This window comes from Propioniciclava sinopodophylli (genome assembly GCF_004324755.1).
Lineage (GTDB): Bacteria > Actinomycetota > Actinomycetes > Propionibacteriales > Propionibacteriaceae > Propioniciclava > Propioniciclava sinopodophylli.
The window spans coordinates 49,179-66,605 of sequence record NZ_SDMQ01000015.1; the positions used below are offsets into that span (position 1 = coordinate 49,179).

The 17,427-nt window shown below is 68.0% G+C and carries 16 protein-coding genes; 11 read left to right on the top strand and 5 right to left on the bottom strand.

Going from position 1 to position 17,427, the window contains the following annotated elements:
* The first annotated feature begins 186 nt into the window (after positions 1 to 186).
* From ET989_RS12840 to ET989_RS12850, 3 genes are all read left to right on the top strand, one after another.
* Positions 187 to 2,040: an outer membrane protein assembly factor BamB family protein gene (locus ET989_RS12840; RefSeq protein WP_131169618.1), complete on the top strand. Its 1,854-nt coding sequence runs from the start codon at positions 187 to 189 to the stop codon at positions 2,038 to 2,040.
* 5 nt (positions 2,041 to 2,045) lie between these two features.
* Positions 2,046 to 2,810, top strand: a complete 765-nt coding sequence (locus ET989_RS12845; protein WP_131169620.1) for an OmpL47-type beta-barrel domain-containing protein — start codon at positions 2,046 to 2,048, stop codon at positions 2,808 to 2,810.
* 173 nt (positions 2,811 to 2,983) lie between these two features.
* Entirely contained in the window at positions 2,984 to 3,667 is a 684-nt protein-coding gene (locus tag ET989_RS12850; protein WP_131169622.1) for an NAD-dependent epimerase/dehydratase family protein, read from the top strand.
* A 35-nt stretch (positions 3,668 to 3,702) separates the two neighbouring features.
* Here ET989_RS12850 and ET989_RS12855 read toward each other — a convergent pair whose 3' ends face one another.
* Positions 3,703 to 4,728 carry a LacI family DNA-binding transcriptional regulator gene (locus tag ET989_RS12855; RefSeq protein ID WP_131169624.1) on the bottom strand — a complete coding sequence of 342 codons (1,026 nt, stop codon included), beginning with the start codon at positions 4,726 to 4,728 and terminating at the stop codon, positions 3,703 to 3,705.
* 63 nt (positions 4,729 to 4,791) lie between these two features.
* Positions 4,792 to 5,565 carry a Gfo/Idh/MocA family oxidoreductase gene (locus ET989_RS12860; RefSeq protein WP_165490173.1) on the bottom strand — a complete coding sequence of 258 codons (774 nt, stop codon included), beginning with the start codon at positions 5,563 to 5,565 and terminating at the stop codon, positions 4,792 to 4,794.
* A 268-nt stretch (positions 5,566 to 5,833) separates the two neighbouring features.
* On the opposite strand from ET989_RS12860, the gene ET989_RS12865 reads away from it, so the two are divergent.
* The 8 genes from ET989_RS12865 (at position 5,834) to ET989_RS12900 (ending at position 13,553) form a co-directional block, all read left to right on the top strand.
* A complete protein-coding gene (locus ET989_RS12865; protein ID WP_206662360.1) occupies positions 5,834 to 6,970 on the top strand; it encodes an extracellular solute-binding protein in 1,137 nt (378 codons plus the stop codon).
* Between the two features lie 130 nt (positions 6,971 to 7,100).
* Entirely contained in the window at positions 7,101 to 7,946 is an 846-nt protein-coding gene (locus tag ET989_RS12870) for a carbohydrate ABC transporter permease (RefSeq protein ID WP_241656347.1), read from the top strand.
* Positions 7,946 to 8,758, top strand: coding sequence for a carbohydrate ABC transporter permease (locus ET989_RS12875; RefSeq protein ID WP_131169631.1), 813 nt, complete (start codon positions 7,946 to 7,948; stop codon positions 8,756 to 8,758). The genes ET989_RS12870 and ET989_RS12875 overlap by 1 nt, the downstream gene beginning before the upstream one ends.
* Before the next feature lie 5 nt (positions 8,759 to 8,763).
* Positions 8,764 to 9,528, top strand: a complete 765-nt coding sequence (locus ET989_RS12880) for an amidohydrolase family protein (RefSeq protein WP_131169633.1) — start codon at positions 8,764 to 8,766, stop codon at positions 9,526 to 9,528.
* Entirely contained in the window at positions 9,525 to 10,295 is a 771-nt protein-coding gene (locus ET989_RS12885; protein ID WP_131169635.1) for an amidohydrolase family protein, read from the top strand. Before ET989_RS12880 ends, ET989_RS12885 begins: the two co-directional genes overlap by 4 nt.
* Positions 10,292 to 11,470 (top strand): DegT/DnrJ/EryC1/StrS family aminotransferase, encoded by a 1,179-nt coding sequence (locus ET989_RS12890; protein WP_131169637.1) that lies wholly within the window; start codon positions 10,292 to 10,294, stop codon positions 11,468 to 11,470. The genes ET989_RS12885 and ET989_RS12890 overlap by 4 nt, the downstream gene beginning before the upstream one ends.
* 38 nt (positions 11,471 to 11,508) lie before the next feature.
* Positions 11,509 to 12,540, top strand: a complete 1,032-nt coding sequence (locus tag ET989_RS12895; protein ID WP_241656348.1) for an NAD-dependent epimerase/dehydratase family protein — start codon at positions 11,509 to 11,511, stop codon at positions 12,538 to 12,540.
* The gene (locus ET989_RS12900; RefSeq protein ID WP_131169639.1) at positions 12,540 to 13,553 is read left to right on the top strand and encodes a dihydrodipicolinate synthase family protein; all 1,014 of its coding nucleotides are present in this window, start codon (positions 12,540 to 12,542) and stop codon (positions 13,551 to 13,553) included. The genes ET989_RS12895 and ET989_RS12900 overlap by 1 nt, the downstream gene beginning before the upstream one ends.
* Positions 13,554 to 13,810: 257 nt before the next feature.
* Here the strand turns inward: ET989_RS12900 and ET989_RS12905 are convergent, their stop codons facing one another.
* Genes ET989_RS12905 through ET989_RS12915 form a run of 3 tightly spaced genes read right to left on the bottom strand, consistent with a single transcriptional unit; the run spans position 13,811 to position 17,123 of the window.
* Positions 13,811 to 14,725 carry a cation diffusion facilitator family transporter gene (locus ET989_RS12905; protein WP_131169641.1) on the bottom strand — a complete coding sequence of 305 codons (915 nt, stop codon included), beginning with the start codon at positions 14,723 to 14,725 and terminating at the stop codon, positions 13,811 to 13,813.
* Positions 14,722 to 16,710, bottom strand: coding sequence for a heavy metal translocating P-type ATPase (locus ET989_RS12910; RefSeq protein WP_131169643.1), 1,989 nt, complete (start codon positions 16,708 to 16,710; stop codon positions 14,722 to 14,724). The genes ET989_RS12905 and ET989_RS12910 overlap by 4 nt, the downstream gene beginning before the upstream one ends.
* Positions 16,707 to 17,123, bottom strand: a complete 417-nt coding sequence (locus ET989_RS12915; protein WP_180320790.1) for an ArsR/SmtB family transcription factor — start codon at positions 17,121 to 17,123, stop codon at positions 16,707 to 16,709. The genes ET989_RS12910 and ET989_RS12915 overlap by 4 nt, the downstream gene beginning before the upstream one ends.
* Between the last annotated feature and the right edge of the window lie 304 nt (positions 17,124 to 17,427).

A 17,427-nucleotide genomic window follows, 5' to 3' on the forward strand; every position in this document is an offset into this window, starting at 1 on the left:
TGAGGGCGCCGTTCGCGCTCCGGAGGCCATCCGTCCGCCACCATCCGAACATCACCCCTTCCCCCCTCGGCAAACCCTTGCTAGCCTCAGAGAACCTTTTCTCAAGCTATCGCCAGATGGCTTGCTTGAAGCGGCGCAGTGATACGCCGGCGCCTCCACTGACGGATCCGCGACGAAGGGATAAGCATGAAGCACACGGCAGCACGCCTGCTCACCTCACTCCTTCTGGTCGGGGGACTCCTCACAACGTCGGCCGCGCCGGCCGAGGCAGTGGTTCCCCCGACCAGGTTCACCTCGTTGGAGGGGATGCCGCTGACCGGCGTCACCGCCCCGGGGTCCCACCTCGGCTATGGCGCGAACGGCGAGCCGTTGCTCTACTACGTCTCCTCTGGTTCGACCGCCTACTTCAGCGCCGTCGACGCGCGGACCGGCCAACGCGTTTTCGAGGCCCCCATGCCGGGCGCGGGCGGCTCTTGGATCGTGGACGTCGGCCCGAACGGCGAGGTCTACAGCGGCGCCTACGGCAACGGCAGCCTGTTCCGTTGGATCCCCGGGCAGCCGACGATCGAGAACCTCGGTCAGGCGGTGCCGGGGGAGACGTTCATCTGGTCGCTCGACATCACCGAGGACGGCACGGTCTTCGGAGGGACCGGCCAGGTGGGCGGCCACCTGTTCTCCTGGGATCCCGACGCCAAGTCGTTCACCGACTACGGCCCCAACTCGATCGGCGAGCCGCTGCTCATTCACGGCACCGCCATCGCGCCCAACGGGCAGGTCTACGGCCTTGAGGGCCTGCGCCCCGGCCTAGTCCGCCTCGACCCGACGACCCGCCAGTACACTCGGATGACGCTCCCGACCGGGGCCGACCCCACGGTCACCGGATATGACCTTGACGTCCGAGGGAACCTGATGTTCGCCCGCTTCGGCGACAAGCCCTCCTCCCTCCACGTCATGGACCTGACGACTGAGGAGTGGATCGACGCGATCCCGGGCGTCCACGGCCTGCGCATGTCGGAGGTCTCACCCGATGGCCGCAGCACATACTTCGTCAAGGAGCAGCAGCTCTACCGCTATGACCTGCAGGACCGCACGTACACCGCCACCGGCGTCACCGGTCTCAAGGACATGCGCGCCTTCGGTTTCCTCCGGCTCGGACTGCCCGACTTCCCCGGCGAGACGCTGATCGGCAGCGACTACGAGGGCAACGTCCTGCGCTATGACCCGGCGACCGGCAAGTCCGAGACCATGAGGGCGGACGCCGTGGGCGCTCCCGCCCCGATCCGTTCGATCGCCGAGGGTCCCGACGGCAAGGTGTACGCAGGCAGCTACCTGAACGGCGGGCTCGCGTCCTACGACCCGAGGACCGGTGAGAAGGTCGCGTTCGCCCCCGAGGTCGGCCAGGCCGAGGGAATGACCACCCATGCCGGCGCCCTGTACGTCGGCACCTACCCGGGCGCCGACATCTGGCGTTTCGACCCGTCGGAGCCGGCCGTCACGGGGGTCAACCCCCGGCGCGTCCTGCGGCTCAGGGAGCTCGAACAGTCGCGTCCGTACGCCATGGTCTCGGCCGGTCAATACCTCGCGATCGGAACCGTGCCGTCCAACGGCAAGTTCGGCGGCGGCCTCACCCTCCTCGACACCGAGACCGGTGAGTACCACTTCGAGGAGGTCGTCCCGGACCACTCGATCGTCGGCCTCGGCTACCACGACGGCATCTTGTACGGCAGCACCAGCGTCTACGGCGGCGTCGGGGCGGACCGCCCCACCGAGAAGGACGGCTACGTCTTCGCCTACGACATCGAGCAGCGCAAGGTCCTGTGGCAGGTGAAGCCGGTCCCCGGGGAGGGATCGTTCGGAGCACCCATCCTCGACCAGTCCGGCCATCTGTGGGTGCACAGCCCCGCCACTCTGGTGAAGATGGACCCGGCGACCGGTGCGGTCCTCGCCACCAAGACGTTGAGCTCAACTACCCGTGGGACACCATCGCCTACGCCCACGGCGGCGGAGTCCTCTGGATGGACCCGTACTACAGGGACCTGACAGTCGTGAACCAGGCTGCCATGTGGATCATCAACGAGGAGACGCTCACCCGGGCGCGGTACGTCCGGCCGACTTCTCACGGCTTCCTGCACTCGAGCGGTTCGGCCTACTTCGCCCGTGACCTCGCCTTCCAGCGGATGGACTTCCTCGACGGACGTCCTACCGCCACGGTGACCGTCGTCGAGGACGGCAACGGCGGACGCGTAGCGCAGCTGCGCGGATTCGGCGCCCACGAACCGCTGGACGTCTGGCTGCGTCCGAAGCCCGTCGAGCTCGGCGTGGTCACGACGGACGCCGACGGGTCGGTCGACGTCCCGTTCTCCGGGCCACTGCCTCGAGGCGACTATGAGGTGACGGCCTCGCGTCCGATGACCCGGGGGCAGATCGGTGGCGGCACGTTCACCATCGACGACTCCGTCGCACCGACCACGAAGGCGGCCGTGGTCGGGGCCCGGGGGCGTCCCGCTGACGTCTCGGTGACCTTGACCACCACCGACGCCGGTGACTCAGGCTTGGCCCGAACCGAGTACCGGGTCGACGCCGGTGCCTGGACGACCTACTCCCAGCCCATCACCTTTGCCACCGGAGGCAGCTTCACGGTCGCATACCGGTCGATCGATGGGGCGGGCAACGTCGAGGCGACCCAGTCGGTCGTTGTGCCGGTCCGCTGGGACAAGGGCTGCGGGGATCACGGCGAGAACGAAAAGGGCAACGGCGGACGCCCAGGCTGCGGGAACGTGCCGGGTCAGCCGAACGCAGGCAAACCCTGACCACACGCTGCAAGGTTGACACAGTTGGACAGCAGTGGGTTTCCCGCAACAGCGAGAAGCCCACTGCTGGACCACCTTGCGACCTTGAGGTCGCCTGACCCGCCCAGATCTCAGAAGGAAGAGCCATGCACGACAGACGATGCGATGCCCCGGCTCGGGGGGTGCGCTGAGCCATGCGCGTCCTGGTCATCGGCGGGGCCGGACGGGTCGCCCAGTGGGTGGTGCCGCACCTTCGGAAGCTTCATGAAGTGACGACGTTCGACCGCGCGCAGCCGGCGGACATCGTCGGTGATGCGATGTCGCCTGACATGGTGGCCGCCGCCGTCGCAGGGATGGACGCCATCATCCATATGGCCGTAGTTGTTCCGCGCGGCGACGACCAGACCGAACCGGCCGTGCTACGTGAAGCCTGGGCCATCAATGTGGGCTCCTGGTGGGTCGCCTTGCAGCAGGGACGCCTCGCCGGCGTGAGTCGATTCGTGTACGGCAGCACCCTTTCGGTCCACGCCCGTTTCGGCGTACAACTGATGCCCGAGGTATCCACACAAGATCCAGATTCCACGTTGCCCTACGGCTTCAGCAAGCGGGTCGCCGAGGCTGCTGGTGCCCTGTACGCCACCCAGTTCGGCCTCCACGTGACTGCGCTGCGGCTGGCGTTCCCCACCTCGGACGAAGCGGCGCCCCGCTGGGTCCGCCCGGCCACAGGTGAGATCTGTGACGCACGGCTCCCGGACGGCACCGTGCTGCCGGCGGCATCGGCAGCCTACGTCGCCCAACACGTCGAGCGGGGCTTGGTCTTCGACGGCACGTTTCAGGTGCTCGACGTTGTCGCACCCGGCACCCCGTGGGAACCATGACCACAACCGAAGCATCACCGAGACATCGACAGCCCTCAGTCCCCGCTCTGTTCGTCGGGTGAGGGACCGGTCGACCCTCGCGCGACCAAATGCACCTTGAACGTCTGACTGCCCGCTCCCCCCACTGGAGTCGCCAGGGCCAGACGCAGCCCTGCGGCTCCCATCTCGGCCAACGGGAAGTGCACTGTGGTCAAGGATGGGGTGAGGTCACGGGAGACCCAGATGTCGTTGCAGCCCGCGACCGACATGTCCTGCGGCACCGAGATGCCGTGGTCCTTGCAGTAGGCAAGTGCACCTACCGCCATCTGGTCCGCGGTACCGACGATAGCGGTGAGGTCGGGATCCTGCCTGACGAGCGCCGCAGCACCCGCATAACCGCCATCACGAGTCTGGGGAACCTCCTCAACCAACGGTCGGCGCCCCAACCCCTCGGTGAGGCCTGTGATGCGGTCGATGGTCGAAGTGACGTTGGCCCGGCCGGACAGGACGCCGACGTGTGTGTGGCCGAGTGCACGGAGGTGCTCCCCTAGAAGGCGACCAGCGCCGCGGTTGTCTGCCTCCACGCGGATGACGTTGAGCGTGGGGTTGAGGTGGTGCCGGCCCATGACGACGACGCGCCCCATCCCGGCGAAGGATTCGATTCGGGTCTCCAGCCCCGTCCTGTACTCATTCTCCTCGATGCCCGAGCCGGCAACGATGATGATGCTGGCCCCGTGTGATTGCAGCTGCCGGAAGCTCGCCAGTTCCTTCTCGGTGTCGCGGTAGGTCCCGATGATGGTCACAAGGCAGCCCTCCTCGGCAGCCACGCGATGGACACCGTCGATCATGGCGTCGAAGTAGGGATCTCCGACTTCGCCGACGAGCATGCCAACGGTGCGAGCATTTCCAGAGATCAGAGCACGGGCCTGGGCATTGGGTACGTAGTCGAGCTCGGCCGCAACGGCCAGGACACGCTCCCGCAGTTCGGGACTCACCGGGTAGGTGCTCCCCGAGAGGACGCGGGATGCCGTGGCCAGTGACACCCGGGCAGCCCGGGCCACCTGTTTGAGATTCCCAGCCATGGCCGGAGTCTAAGGCGTCATTTCGCACCCCGGGCAGAGCGGGAGACTCTCTCTGGGTCGACGTCACTCAAGGAGATGTGCGAGGAGCTGCACCGACGCGACCAACTCATGGCTGGGCAGGCCATCTGCGCCCTGCAAGAAGGACAGGATCCGCTCCGCGGCCACATCGAAGTACCCCGGCCCCACGGGAACGTCGGTGGAAACGCGTCCACCACCCTCGAGTTCGGCCTCCAACCGGAAGGGCGATCCGGGTTCGAGGAGTTTCAACGTGACCGGGACCGCGCCATCCGCCACTCGCAGGACACGCACCGCGGGCTCGTCTGCCCTCTCGACCACAGCCCCCTCCATGGGGAGGATCTCGAGGGCCATCTCGACCACATGGCAGCCGTAGAAGGCCAGGCCCGCGTTGGGGCTCGACGGATCTGCAGGGCCGGACGCCTCCAGTGCCGTGATGGGCAACCCCTTGAACTGCGCCACCTCAGGGGCGAAGCGGAGCGCAGAGAACGACGTGACTGCTCCCCCAGAGCGTTGTGCCATCGTGAGCATGGCGAGCGCGTCATCCACCCGAGTCGCGAACGGCTTGTCAACGAAGACACGCATTCCCGCCTCCAGCAACGGAAGAGCTTGGCGGGCGTGGTCGCGCCCATCCCGCGTGGTGATCACGGCGACGTCGACCTTGCCCACCAAGTCCTCCACCGTTGCGACCGCTTCGCACGACCACTCACGAACAGGTCGCACCACGGCTGCGAGAAACCCCTCCTGCGGTCGTCGGGTGAGAAGGGATGCCAGGTCGAGTGCATGAGTGCTCTCGTCTCCGACCAGTCCTATGTGCAGCACGGTCACTCCTCATAACGATCTTGCAACGGGCCATAGCCAGAGCCATGCCCAGCCACTAGCATCTCACGAAAGAAAGCGTTTTCGAGGGTGCGTTCAGGCACCCAAACGCCGACTCCACCCGACTCCCGGAGGATCCATGAAGAAGTTGCTCGCAACCACCAGCATGGCACTGGCCTTGACCCTTGCCGCTTGTTCCTCGCCTGCGTCCCCCGGCTCCCAAGCGACCCCTGGGGCAGCGCAGGGAGAGACCAAGAAGGTGACGATGTGGATGTATCCCGTCATCGCCGACAGCGCGAAGTCGCAAGCCTTTTGGGGCCAGGCGGAGAAGGACTTCGAGGCCGCCAACGCGGGCATCGACCTCGTCATCGAACAGCAGCCCTGGGACAACCGCGACGAGAAGTTGGCGACCGCCATCGCGTCCGGCAAGGGCCCCGACCTCGTCGTGCTCGGCCCCGACCAACTTCCCCAGTACCAGGCCTCCGGCGGCCTCGCCTCCCTGAAGAAGGCGTACGAGGGCCAGGAGGACAAGTTCCTCAAGTCAGCCGTTGAAGCCGCGACGGTCGATGGCGACGTCTACGCGGTGCCGATCTACCACACGATCACCACCACCGTGTACAACAAGAAGGCCTTCGACGCTGCCGGCGTGACCGAACTGCCCACCACGTGGGACCAGGTCAAGGCGGCCGCCCCGAAGCTCGCCGCGCAGGGTGTGTCGATCATGGACTACTCCGGTGACGCCAAGATGACGCTGAACCTCAGCTTCTATCCCCTGCTCTGGCAGGCGGGCGGCTCGGTCTTCGCCGAGGATGGCAGGAGCGTCGCCTTCAACAGCCCCGAGGGCAAGGAGACCTTGCAGTTCCTGGTCGACCTCCAGAAGGTTGGCGGCCTCCCGGCTGACGCGGCGACCAAGGGCAACAAGGTCGAGGGGGGCGGGCTTTCCACCGGCAAGACCGCCATGGGTTATGCGCTGGTCAAGCCCGAGGCCGACATCATGATCAAGGCCCTCGGTGAGGACGCCGTCGTGGTCGGCGAACCGCTCAAGAACAAGGAGCAGGTGGCGTTCGGTCTGCCGGGCCTGCTGACCCGCACCTCCATCAGCAAGGACGAGGCGAGCGCCGCGACCGTGGCCAAGTTCTTCTCCTCGGCCGAATTTGCCCCCACGCTCTCCAAGGCTTCCGGGTACTTCAGCGCTCGCCAGGACGTCAAGCCGGACAGCGCCGACAAGGTGGGCGCCAAGTTCGCCGAGGCCCTCGCCTTCGCGAAAGCAGGCGAGATCAACTCCAAGGCCCGTCAGGTCATGGCGTCCCTTCAGCCGCACATCCAGTCCGCCCTTCAGGGCGCCAAGACCGTGGATGCAGCCCTAGCCGACGCCGAGGCCGAAGCCAACGCCGTCCTCAAGGGCTGACCGGCGCAACCAACGGGTGCAGGCGGCCGGATTCGGCCGCCTGCACCCTCCACGAGAGAGAGCCATGACGTCGATCGCGCAAGAGGGCAGGACCCGGATTTACCGATCCAGCAAGGTCAGGAGCCAGGCCATGGCCGGCCTGCTGTTCGTGCTACCCATGCTCGTGCTTTTCGTGGTGTTCCGCTTCGTCCCCACGCTGGGCGCGTTCGGCCTGAGTCTGACCGACTACAAGATCTCGGGTGAGTTCGAGTTCGTGGGCGTGAAGAACTACGCCGACTTCTTCACCAGCACCATCGCCCGCAATGCGCTGGCCACCACCCTGCTGTATGCCCTGATCTACGTCCCGCTCATCCTGCTCATCGCGCTGGCCTCTGCCCTGGTGCTGCACCGCATCGTGTGGGGCTCGAGCTTCTTCCGCGGCACCCTGTTCCTTCCCTATGTGACCTCGTTCGTGCTGGCCGGCATCATCTGGCTCTGGATCTTCGACCTCCAAGGCCCCCTGAACGCCACCCTGGGAGTCATCAACCTAGGACCGGTGCCGTTCCTCACCGGCGCCCAACCCATGGTCCTGACGAGCCTGGCGGCAGTGTCGGCCTGGCGCGGTTTCGGCTACTCCATGCTGATCCTGCTGGCAGGTCTGAAATCGATCCCGGGCGAGCTCTATGAGTCGGCGCGCATCGACGGCGCCTCTGTGGGGCGCCAGTTCACCGACATCACGCTCCCCCTGTTGCGTCCCTCGCTGTTCTTCGTCCTCGTCATCGAGACGATCGGCGCCTTCCAGGTCTTCGACACCATCTACGTGATGACCGGCGGCGGACCAGCCCGGGCTAGCTACTCGCTCGTCTACTACCTGTATGACAGCGGCTTCAAGTTCTTCAACTTCGGCTATGCCGCAGCGATCGGAGTCATCCTGTTCGTGATCGTGTTCCTCATCTCCATGGTGCAGAGACGAGTCCTCGACCGAGAGGAGCCCTGATGCAGCGCAAGTCCCCCATCACGTGGGCCCACGTCATCGCGACGGTCCTCACGCTCTTCACCGTGACGCCGTTCCTGGCGGTGCTGGTGCTCGCCCTGAGCCCGGCCTACGAGCCTACGATCCCGGTCGCTTGGCCGAGCCGGTTCACCATCGACAACTTCATCGCAACGTTGTCGGCGGCCAACTTCGTCCGCTGGACCTGGAACTCGTTCGTGTACGCGGGGGTGTCGGTCATCATCATCCTGCTCACCGCGGCGATGGCCGGCTACGCGTTCGCGAAGAAGCGGTTCCCCGGACGGGACATCATTTTCTGGTCGTTCCTGGCCACCTTGATGGTGCCGGTTCAGGCCACGCTGATCCCGATGTTCCTGCTGGTCACGCGCATGGACGGGGTAGACACGATGTGGGGCCTGATCATCCCGACCCTGGCCAACAGCCAGGCCGTCTTCCTCATGCGTCAGTTCATCCGCGATCTCCCCAACGAGTTGTTCGACGCAGCTGCAGTGGACGGCGCCGGCGAGTGGCGCACGTTCTGGACGATTGTCCTGCCGCTCACCAAGCCGATCCTCGCCACGCTCGGGATCTTCGTGTTCCTCTGGCACTGGAACGACTTCCTGTGGCCGCTGATCATCGCCCAGTCGGATTCGATGCGCACCCTCACCGTGGGCCTGGCCACCCTCAACACCGAATCCGTTGCCCGGGCGCAGGTCATGGCGAGCGCGTTCGTCACGGTGGTGCCCTGCCTGATCATCTTCTTCGCGCTGCAGCGGCACCTCGTATCCTCCATCGCCGCCACCGGAATCAAGGGCTGACCCGGATGGAAAGAACCAACCTGCGCATCCATGACATCAATAGGGTTCTCGGCCCAGTCCCCCACGACGACGTCCCCACCGACACCGTCGAGGGACTCCTGTCCGACCTCACCGCACTGGGTGTCGCGTCCTGCTCGGCCGTTGCCTCGTGGCAACTGTTCGGAGACCCGTCCGGTCGGGCCGGTTCGCTCGAAGGCGGCGCGGAGCCGCTCGCCGCAGGGCCGCACCCGCGCGTCCGGTTGACCCCGATCGTCGTGCCCACGCCCGCGGGCACAGGCTGGCCGGCCGATCCGTCGGTCGTGCTGCAATCGGGCGCCCGCCTCGTGCGGGCCTGCCCCGTTCGCCACCGGTGGAGCCTGTTGTCACGCACGGCGTCCCGGTGGTGGGACGCCTGCGCCGAGCACGGCATCGCCTTGGCTCTCGACCTGACCGAGGTCGGGTTCGCCGCCGTCGCCGGCCTGGCGGCCTCCCGCCCCGGGCTGAACATCGTCGCCCTCAACCCGGGATACCGGGAACTCCGGAGGTGCGCCGAACTCCTGGACGAGGCTCCTTCGATCCTCGTCGAGACCGGCACGATCCTGACGACCGGCGGGGTGGAGTGGCTGGCAGGCGCCTTCGGTGCGGAGCGACTGGTGTTCGGAACCGGCGGCCCCCTCCTCGATGAGGCCGGGCCGACGTTCCTCCTCAGGTCTCTCGACCTGCCCGAGAACGACGTCGAGCTGATCGCGTGGGGCAACGCCGCGCGCCTGCTGGAAGGTCAGGCCCAGTGATCCTCGACGCGCACGGCCACCTCGGCACATGGGGGGATTTCTTCATCCCCCACGCAGACCCCGCCTGGCTCATCGCCACCCTTGACAGGGTGGGGATCTCGGCGATCGGGGTCTCCCACCTGCTGGGGGTCGGGCATGACGCCCGAACGGGCAACAGGCTGGCACTTGAGGCGTCCGAACAGTTTGCGGGGCGCATCGGCGTATGGCTGGTGGGCGACCCGCACGACAGGGAGGCCGTCGCCCGCCTTTCCGACGACGTGGACCACACCGGCGTCTGGGGGGTGAAGCTCCACCCCGACACGCACCAGGTCCAGCTCACCGATGAACGATACGAGCCCCTACTCGCGTTCGCCGCAGAGCGCGGACTGCCCGTGCTCACCCACACGCACACCGGATCGGTGTGGAGCGACCCAGCCTTGGCGGCCGAGGTGTCCAAGCGGCACGCCGGCATGCCCATCCTGCTTGGCCACTCGGGACTCGTCGAGAACGGCCTGACCCGGACGGCCGCGATCATGGCCGACCACCCCGATCTGATCGCCGAGATCTGCGGATCCCAGCTGACCCGCCGGTGGCTGACGCGCCTGGTGCGTTTGGTCGGGGCGGACCGGGTGGTGTACGGCAGCGATGCGTGCTTCTTCGACCCGCGCCCGGCCCTCGGCCGACTTCTCGCAGCCGAACTGACCGACCCGGAGCGGGATTCCGTGGCAGGCGGCACTCTCGCGCGCCTGCTCGGACACCGCCTGACCGTGAAGGAGATGCACGCATGACCCTCGCCATCGACGGAGCTCCACCTCGGGTGGGCGGGACGCCCCTGGTGTGGCCGCCCGCGGCCACACCAGCCCAGCGCGAGCTCCTGTTCGAGGTGCTGGACTCTGGGCGGTGGGGTGCCACCACTGGCCCCCTCTGCGAGCGCTTCGCCGCACGATTCGCGGCCATGCACGGCTGCCCCACCGCGGTGTGCACGGTCAACGGGACCGTGGGCCTGACTGCGGCGCTGGTGGCCGTCGGCGTTCGCCCCGGCGACGAGGTCGTCGTCCCGAGCTACACCTTCGTCGCCTCGGCGACCTCGGTGCTGCTCATGGGGGCGCGACCGGTGATCGCGGACGTGGACCCGCGGCTGGGATGCCTGACGGGGGAAACCCTTCAGCCGGCCCTGTCCGCCCGCACGCGGGCCATCATGGTCGTCCACATCGCCGGAGCCCCCTGTCCCATGGACGAGATCAACGCGATCGCGGCCTCGTGGGGAATCCCGGTCGTCGAAGATGCGGCACAGGCCCACGGCGCCACCTACAAGGGACGGCCCGTCGGTTCGCTCGGGAACATCGCGTCCTTCTCCTTCCAGGCCTCCAAGGCAATGACGGCCGGCGAGGGAGGAATCCTCACGACGCGCGACGCCGAGCTCGGCGAGCTTGCGTGGTCCCTGTGCAACGTGGGCCGTGTCCGGGACGGAGCCTGGTACGGGCACCATCGCGTTGGCTGGAACCTCCGGATGTCGGAGTTCCAGGCCGCCGTCCTGCTGCCCTGGCTCGACCTCATCACGGAACAGATCCAGTTCCGCGAGGCCTTCACCCAGGAACTAGCGGGGTACCTGGCCAGAGACGGCCTCGGTGTCGTGGTGCCCTCCCCCGATGGTACGACCCGCCACACCCGCCACCTCGGCATGATCGACATCGACCCCCACGACGCGGGCGTGGACAAGGCGTGGGTCATCAAGGCCCTGCACGCCGAGGGACTCAACACCGACGCCGGGTACCCGGGCATGGCCGACATCCCCGCCATCGCGGCCGAGTCCCGCCTGATGCCCACGCCAGGGACGGCTCGCTTCAGCGCTTCAGTCATCTGGTTGCGCCAACACGAACTCATGCGCGTCGACGGCACCCAGGAAGTCGCCGACGCCCTGAACGCCGTGTTGGCCGATCCCCGCGCCAAGGCGACCACGTGACCGCTCCATTTGCCACCCACCCAACGACAGGCGCCACCATGCACCTCCCCCACGACATGACGCACAGCGAAGAAGCTCTCGATGAGCACCTCTCCACTCCCTCGGAGGCGGTAGCACTCTCGCTGGCCTCCACCTCCGGCCCGGTGGTGGTCCTAGGTGCCGGCGGCAAGGTTGGCCCGACCTTGTGCCGCATGCTGCGGCGCGCCCTTCCCGCCGACCGGCAGGTCTTCGCGGTGTCCCGTTGGTCGGACACCGAGGCGCGAGCCAGCCTCGAGTCGCACGGGGTCACCTGCATCAGCGCGGATCTGGCCGCCCCCGACGCGTGGGCCGGGCTCCCCGACGCCGGCGCCGTCTACTACTTGGTCGGCCACAAGTTCGGCAGCAACACAAACCCACACCTCACCTGGTGGATGAACGCCGTCGTCCCCGGGTTCGCAGCAGCCCGGTACCGCGGCGTACCGACCGTGGTCTACAGCTCGGGGAATGTCTACCCCTTCACGCAGGCCCACGCGGGGGGATGCACTGAGCAGCACCCGGTCGGTCCTGTCGGTACCTACGCGCAGAGCTGCCTCGCCCGTGAGCAGGCCTTCACCCACGCAGCGGCCACCTGGAGCACCCCCGTGGCCATCTACAGGCTCAACTATGCGGTCGAACTGCGCTATGGCGTCCTCGCCGACCTCGCCGCGAAGATCGTGGCCGGCGAGGCGATCGACGTGACCATGGGTGCCGTCAACGTGGTGTGGCAGCGCGACTCCACCGACTGGAGCCTGCGGTTGATCGAGCATGCCCGGAGCCCTGAGCCATTCATCCTGAACGGGACGGGCCCGGAGACAGCCTCGACCCGCCACCTCGCCTCACGCCTTGGGGCGGCCCTGCGTCGCGACCTCACATTCGTCGGCCAAGAGGCGCCCGAGGCACTGCTGAGCAACGCGGCTCGCTGCCACGGCCTGTTCGGATACCCCCAAACGACGTTGGACCAGGCGGTCAGCCTCGTCGCCGAATGGGTGGGCGCCGGAGGACGCCAACTCGGCAAGGCGACGAAGTTCCAGACCCGCGACGGAAGGTTCTGATGACCATCCACCTGCACGGTGCCATCCCCGCCATGCCACTGCTGCTCGATACGGGGCGACGCGTTGACTGGGACGCCCAGCGGGCAGTCACCCGCTACTACCTCGCGGCGGGCGTCGACGGCCTGGCCGTCGGCGTCCACACCACACAGTTCGAACTGCACCACGACCCAGCCCTCCTGCGGGACGTCTGGGCACTGGTCAAGGACGAAACCGTCACGGCGGGCCGCGACATCACCCTCGTCGCGGGCGTGTGTGGTGACGTTGCCCAAGCACATGCCGAGACCGCCGTCGCCGCCCAACTGGGCTACGATGCCGCACTGCTGTGCAGCAACGGCATGGCGGAGGTCACAGAGGATGCCGTGCTCGCCAAGAGCCGGGCGGTCGGGGACACGTTGCCAGTGATCGGCTTCTACCTGCAGGAGTCCGTCGGCGGGGTGCGCCTGTCGCTCGACTTTTGGCGACGGCTGGTGGATCAGCCGTCGACGGTGGGGATCAAGGCAGCGCCTTTCGATCGCTATCGGACGCGTGACGTGGCCGTGGCCATCCTCGAGTCCGATCGATGGCAGGAGGTGGCCCTGCTGACCGGCAACGACGACGCCATCGTGGCCGATCTGGTCATGCCGCACCGGCGCATTGTCGGCGGGCAGGTGCGCGAACTCCGGTGTGCCGGCGGGTTGCTGGGACAGTTCGCCGTGGGCGCCAAGCGAGCCACCGAGCTCACCCACCACGCCGTAGCAGAGGAGCCCCACGCCGACGACCTCCTGTCGACCGGGAATGACCTGGTCGAAGTCAACGCCGCAGTGTTCGACGTGGCCCACGGCTTCGAGGGCTGCGTCGCCGGGGTCAATGAAGTGCTCCGTCAACAGGGGCTGGCGCGTTCGGCGGTCTGCCTCAGCGAACGGGAGGCGCTCTCCCACGGGCAGTCCGAGCTGATCGCCAATGCCCGGGCACGCTTCCCTGACTTGTTCGACGAGGACTTCATTGCCGAAAACCTGGACCACTGGCTTCGCTGAGACCGGAGAGGGGCTGGGCGTTGTGGCCCATGACGGCGGCCCACTCCTGTTCGGACGGGCCCACCGCCGCGATGGCACCGAGTGTCGCGGAGAGGTCAATGAGCGTCGCATCGGTGTGCCGAACAAGCGGGCGACGCCCAGGACCCGACACGCGACCGTCACCGCTAGCCCGTCGCAGGCCAGGTCCGTCACGACGGGATAGGTCATTCTGGGGACTGGCCCAACTTCAGGTTCCCCCGACTAGGGTCTATAGCGGGTCAGTCATGCGTGGCGTGCTCGGAATCGTTGTGCGTGGTTGGTTCGAGTTGGAAGGTGGAGTGCTCCACGCTGACGTCGAAGTGGTGGGCGACGCAGGCTTGCAGGTCGGCGAGCATTTGGGCGGCGTGGCCGTCGGTGAAGCAGGCGTCTTCGACGACGACGTGGGCGGTGAGGATGGGCAGGCCGGTGGCGATGGTGGAGGCGTGCAGGTCGTGGACCCCCACCACGTGCGGGACCTCCAGGAGGTGTCGACGGACGTCGTCCAGGTCCAGTCCGGGCGGGGTGGACTCCAGCAGGATGCTGCCAGCCTCCCGCAGGATGGTGATCGCGCGGGGGACGATCAGGGCGGCGATCAGCAGGCCGGCCAGCGGGTCGATCCGGGTCCAGCCGGTCGAGGCAATCACGATGGCGCTGACGATGACCGCGACCGAGCCGAGGGCGTCGTTGCCCACTTCGAGGAAGGCGGCCCGCATGTTGAGGTTCGCGCCGCGGCCGGGGTTCAGCACCAGCATGGAGGCGAGGTTGCCGACCAGTCCGACGATGCCAAACACCAGCAGACCGGTCGCGGTGACCTCGGGGGGATCGAACAGCCGTTGGACGCCCTCGATGAACGCGTACCCGCCGACCCCGAGCAGGACTGCTGCCTGGGCTCCGGCGGCGAGCACCTCGGCGCGTCGCCAGCCCCACGTGCGTTCGGGGGTGGGTGGCCGCAGCGTGAGGCTGGCGGCGATGAGCGCCATCAACAGCCCGGAGGCGTCGGTGAGCATGTGCCCGGCGTCGACCAGCAGGGCGAGGCTGTTGGTCCACCAGGCGCCGATGACCTCGGCGACCAAGATGGTGGCGGTGATCCCGAACGCGATGGCGAGCTTCGTGCGGTGGGTGCCTTCCGGCGCGTGGTCGTGGCCGGCGCTCACGCGGCTACCCCTTCAAGAGCTGGGCGTTTTGTCGGCGTGGTGAGGGTGGGCAGGTGGGTGGTGCGGCCGGCGCGGACGCCGTTGGCGATCACGAACACCTCGGCCACCTCATGGACCAGCACGACGGCCGCCAGGCCGAGAATCCCGAACAAGGCGAGTGGGATGAGGATCGCGATAAGAGCGAGCGACAGGACCACGTTCTGGAGCATGATCGCCCGGGTGTGGCGGGCGTGGTCGAACGCGTGCGGGAGCAGGCGCAGGTCGTCGCCCATCAGGGCGACGTCGGCGGTTTCGATGGCCACGTCGGTGCCCATGGCGCCCATCGCCACCCCAAGGTCGGCGGTGGCCAGCGCGGGGGCGTCGTTGACGCCGTCGCCGACCATCGCGGTCGCGCGGCCCTGCCTCCGGAGCCGGTCGATGATGGCGGACTTGTCCTCGGGTCGCAGGTCGGCGTAGACCTCGTCGATGCCCGCTTCGGCGGCGAGCGCCCGGGCGGTGGCCTGGTTGTCGCCGGTCAGCATCGCGATGGTGTACCCGCGGGAGCGGAGTTGTGCGACGACCTCGGCGGTCTCGGGCCGCAGTTCGTCGCGCACCGCGATCGCACCGACCGGGAGGCCGTCGACCTCGACGAGGATCGCGGTCGCGCCGGCCTGCTGCATGCGCGCCACGTCGCCGGCCAGCGGGCCGGCGTCGATCCAGCCTGGCCGTCCCAACCGCAGGCTGTGCCCGTCGGCGGTGCCGGTCAGGCCGGCGCCGACCTCGGCGGTCACCTCGTCGGCGGCACGCACCGTGTCCGTCGCGCCCAGGATCGCCCTGGCCAGCGGGTGTTCGCTACGGACCTCCAAGGCGGCCGCCCACGCCAGCACCTGGGCGTGGGAGTAGCCGCCGGTGGTGGCGACGTCGATCACGGCCGGTTGGTTGCGGGTCAGGGTGCCGGTTTTGTCGAGGGCGATCGTGCGGACCCGGCTCAAGGTTTCCAGGGCGGCACCGCCCTTGATGAGGATTCCGCGGCGGCTGGACGCGCCGATCGAGGCGACCGCGGTGACCGGCACCGAGATCGCCAAAGCACAGGGCGAGGCGGCCACCACCATCACCAGCGCTCGCTGCACCCACAGCATCGGGTCCCCGACCAGGAACCCGACCGCGACGGTGACAGCAGCGGTGATGAGGATGCCGGGCACCAGCGGCCTGGCGATCCGGTCCGCGAGCCGCTGCGTGGCGCCCTTGCGCGACTGCTCGGCCTCCACGATGTGCACGATCCGGGCCAGCGAGTTGTCCTCCGCGGTGGCGGTGACCTCGACCTCGAGCACGCCTGCACCGTTGATCGAGCCGGCGAACACCGGCTCCCCGGGGCCGACCTCGACCGGCATCGACTCCCCGGTGATGGCCGAGGTGTCCAGCGCCGTGCGTCCCGTACGCAGCAGACCGTCGGTCGCCAACCGTTCCCCCGGCCGCACCACCATCAGGTCGCCCACGACCAAGTCGTCCGGGGCGACCACAACGTCCCGGCCGTCGCGACGGACTGTCGCGTCGCGGGGCACCAGCTCGAGCAGCGCCCGCAGCCCGTGTCGGGTCTTCGCGATCGAGTAGTCCTCCAGGCCCTCGCTCAACGAGAACAAGAAGGCCAGGGTGGCGGCCTCCTGCACCTGCCCCAACAGGGTGGCGCCGACCGCACCGATCGTCATCAACAGCCCGACGCCGATCCTTCCTTTGGCGAGTTTCCGCAGGGCGCCGGGCACGAACGTCGACCCGCCAACCAGCAACGCCGCCGCGCTCCACCCGAGCTCGGCGGCCTCCCAGCCAGCCAAACCGGACAGGAACCCCGCCAGCAGCAGCGCGCCCGACACCAGCCCGAACTGGATGTCGCGGACCTGCCACAGGTGCTCCACCACGTCGTCGTCATCGTCGGACGTCTTGGCAACGGGGACGTCGCACCCACACGCCGACAAGCCCTCGTCGCGGTCCTGACAGTCCCGCCCGCTCACTGGACCTCCTTCGCGTCCCCGTGCACAAGGAGCTGGTTCGGTGCCGGGTTCGCCGTGGCGCCTACCCCATAGTTCGGGCACAACGCCACCCCCTGGCCCGTGGCGGCCAGCAGCCGTTCCGCGGCCGCCAGCACCGCCAGCAGCTCCGGAGCACTCACCAGCGAGAACACCGAAGCGCGGCCCTGTGGACGCGACGACACCAGCCCGCACTCCCGCAGACACCCCAGATGGGCACTCACCGTCGACTGCGCCAACCCCAGATGCTCGGTCAGGTCCCGCACCCGATGCTCCCCCCACGTCAAATGCTGCAAGATCGCCAACCGCGACGGGTCCGACAGGCTGTGGAACAAGGCGGCCGCGACCTGAAGGTCATCGCCAACGGACACGAGGTCCCCCGCAGCTAGCATCGTCATGCGCCGATGATAGCGGCAAGTGGTAAGCATGGTCGCGGATCTCTTCTGTGTGAGGCGTTGGGTGTGTTGTACGTACGCTGACCCGCGCCCCGCCGCACGCCGCACCCGCACGCCGCACGGGACAGGACTGCCCCGGGTTTGGTTGACACCGACGTCTACCTGCACCTCGGGACGCCGCTAGGGCGTGTCTCGTAACCGTTGGAGCCATCTGATGATCGCGTTCAGGACCGCGGCCCCGCGGTAGACGATGCCGAGTTTGTCGTAGCGGGTGGCGAACCCGCGCCATTGCTTGCCGTGGTTGAAC

Excerpts from the sequence above, each read along its gene's own strand:
- ET989_RS12840 (WP_131169618.1), top strand. The coding sequence starts at position 187 with ATGAAGCACACGGCAGCACGCCTGCTCACCTCACTCCTTCTGGTCGGG.
- ET989_RS12850 (WP_131169622.1), top strand. The coding sequence starts at position 2,984 with ATGCGCGTCCTGGTCATCGGCGGGGCCGGACGGGTCGCCCAGTGGGTG.
- ET989_RS12855 (WP_131169624.1), bottom strand. The coding sequence starts at position 4,728 with ATGGCTGGGAATCTCAAACAGGTGGCCCGGGCTGCCCGGGTGTCACTG.
- ET989_RS12865 (WP_206662360.1), top strand. The coding sequence starts at position 5,834 with ATGTATCCCGTCATCGCCGACAGCGCGAAGTCGCAAGCCTTTTGGGGC.
- ET989_RS12870 (WP_241656347.1), top strand. The coding sequence starts at position 7,101 with ATGGCCGGCCTGCTGTTCGTGCTACCCATGCTCGTGCTTTTCGTGGTG.
- ET989_RS12875 (WP_131169631.1), top strand. The coding sequence starts at position 7,946 with ATGCAGCGCAAGTCCCCCATCACGTGGGCCCACGTCATCGCGACGGTC.
- ET989_RS12880 (WP_131169633.1), top strand. The coding sequence starts at position 8,764 with ATGGAAAGAACCAACCTGCGCATCCATGACATCAATAGGGTTCTCGGC.
- ET989_RS12890 (WP_131169637.1), top strand. The coding sequence starts at position 10,292 with ATGACCCTCGCCATCGACGGAGCTCCACCTCGGGTGGGCGGGACGCCC.
- ET989_RS12895 (WP_241656348.1), top strand. The coding sequence starts at position 11,509 with ATGCACCTCCCCCACGACATGACGCACAGCGAAGAAGCTCTCGATGAG.
- ET989_RS12900 (WP_131169639.1), top strand. The coding sequence starts at position 12,540 with ATGACCATCCACCTGCACGGTGCCATCCCCGCCATGCCACTGCTGCTC.
- ET989_RS12915 (WP_180320790.1), bottom strand. The coding sequence starts at position 17,123 with ATGACGATGCTAGCTGCGGGGGACCTCGTGTCCGTTGGCGATGACCTT.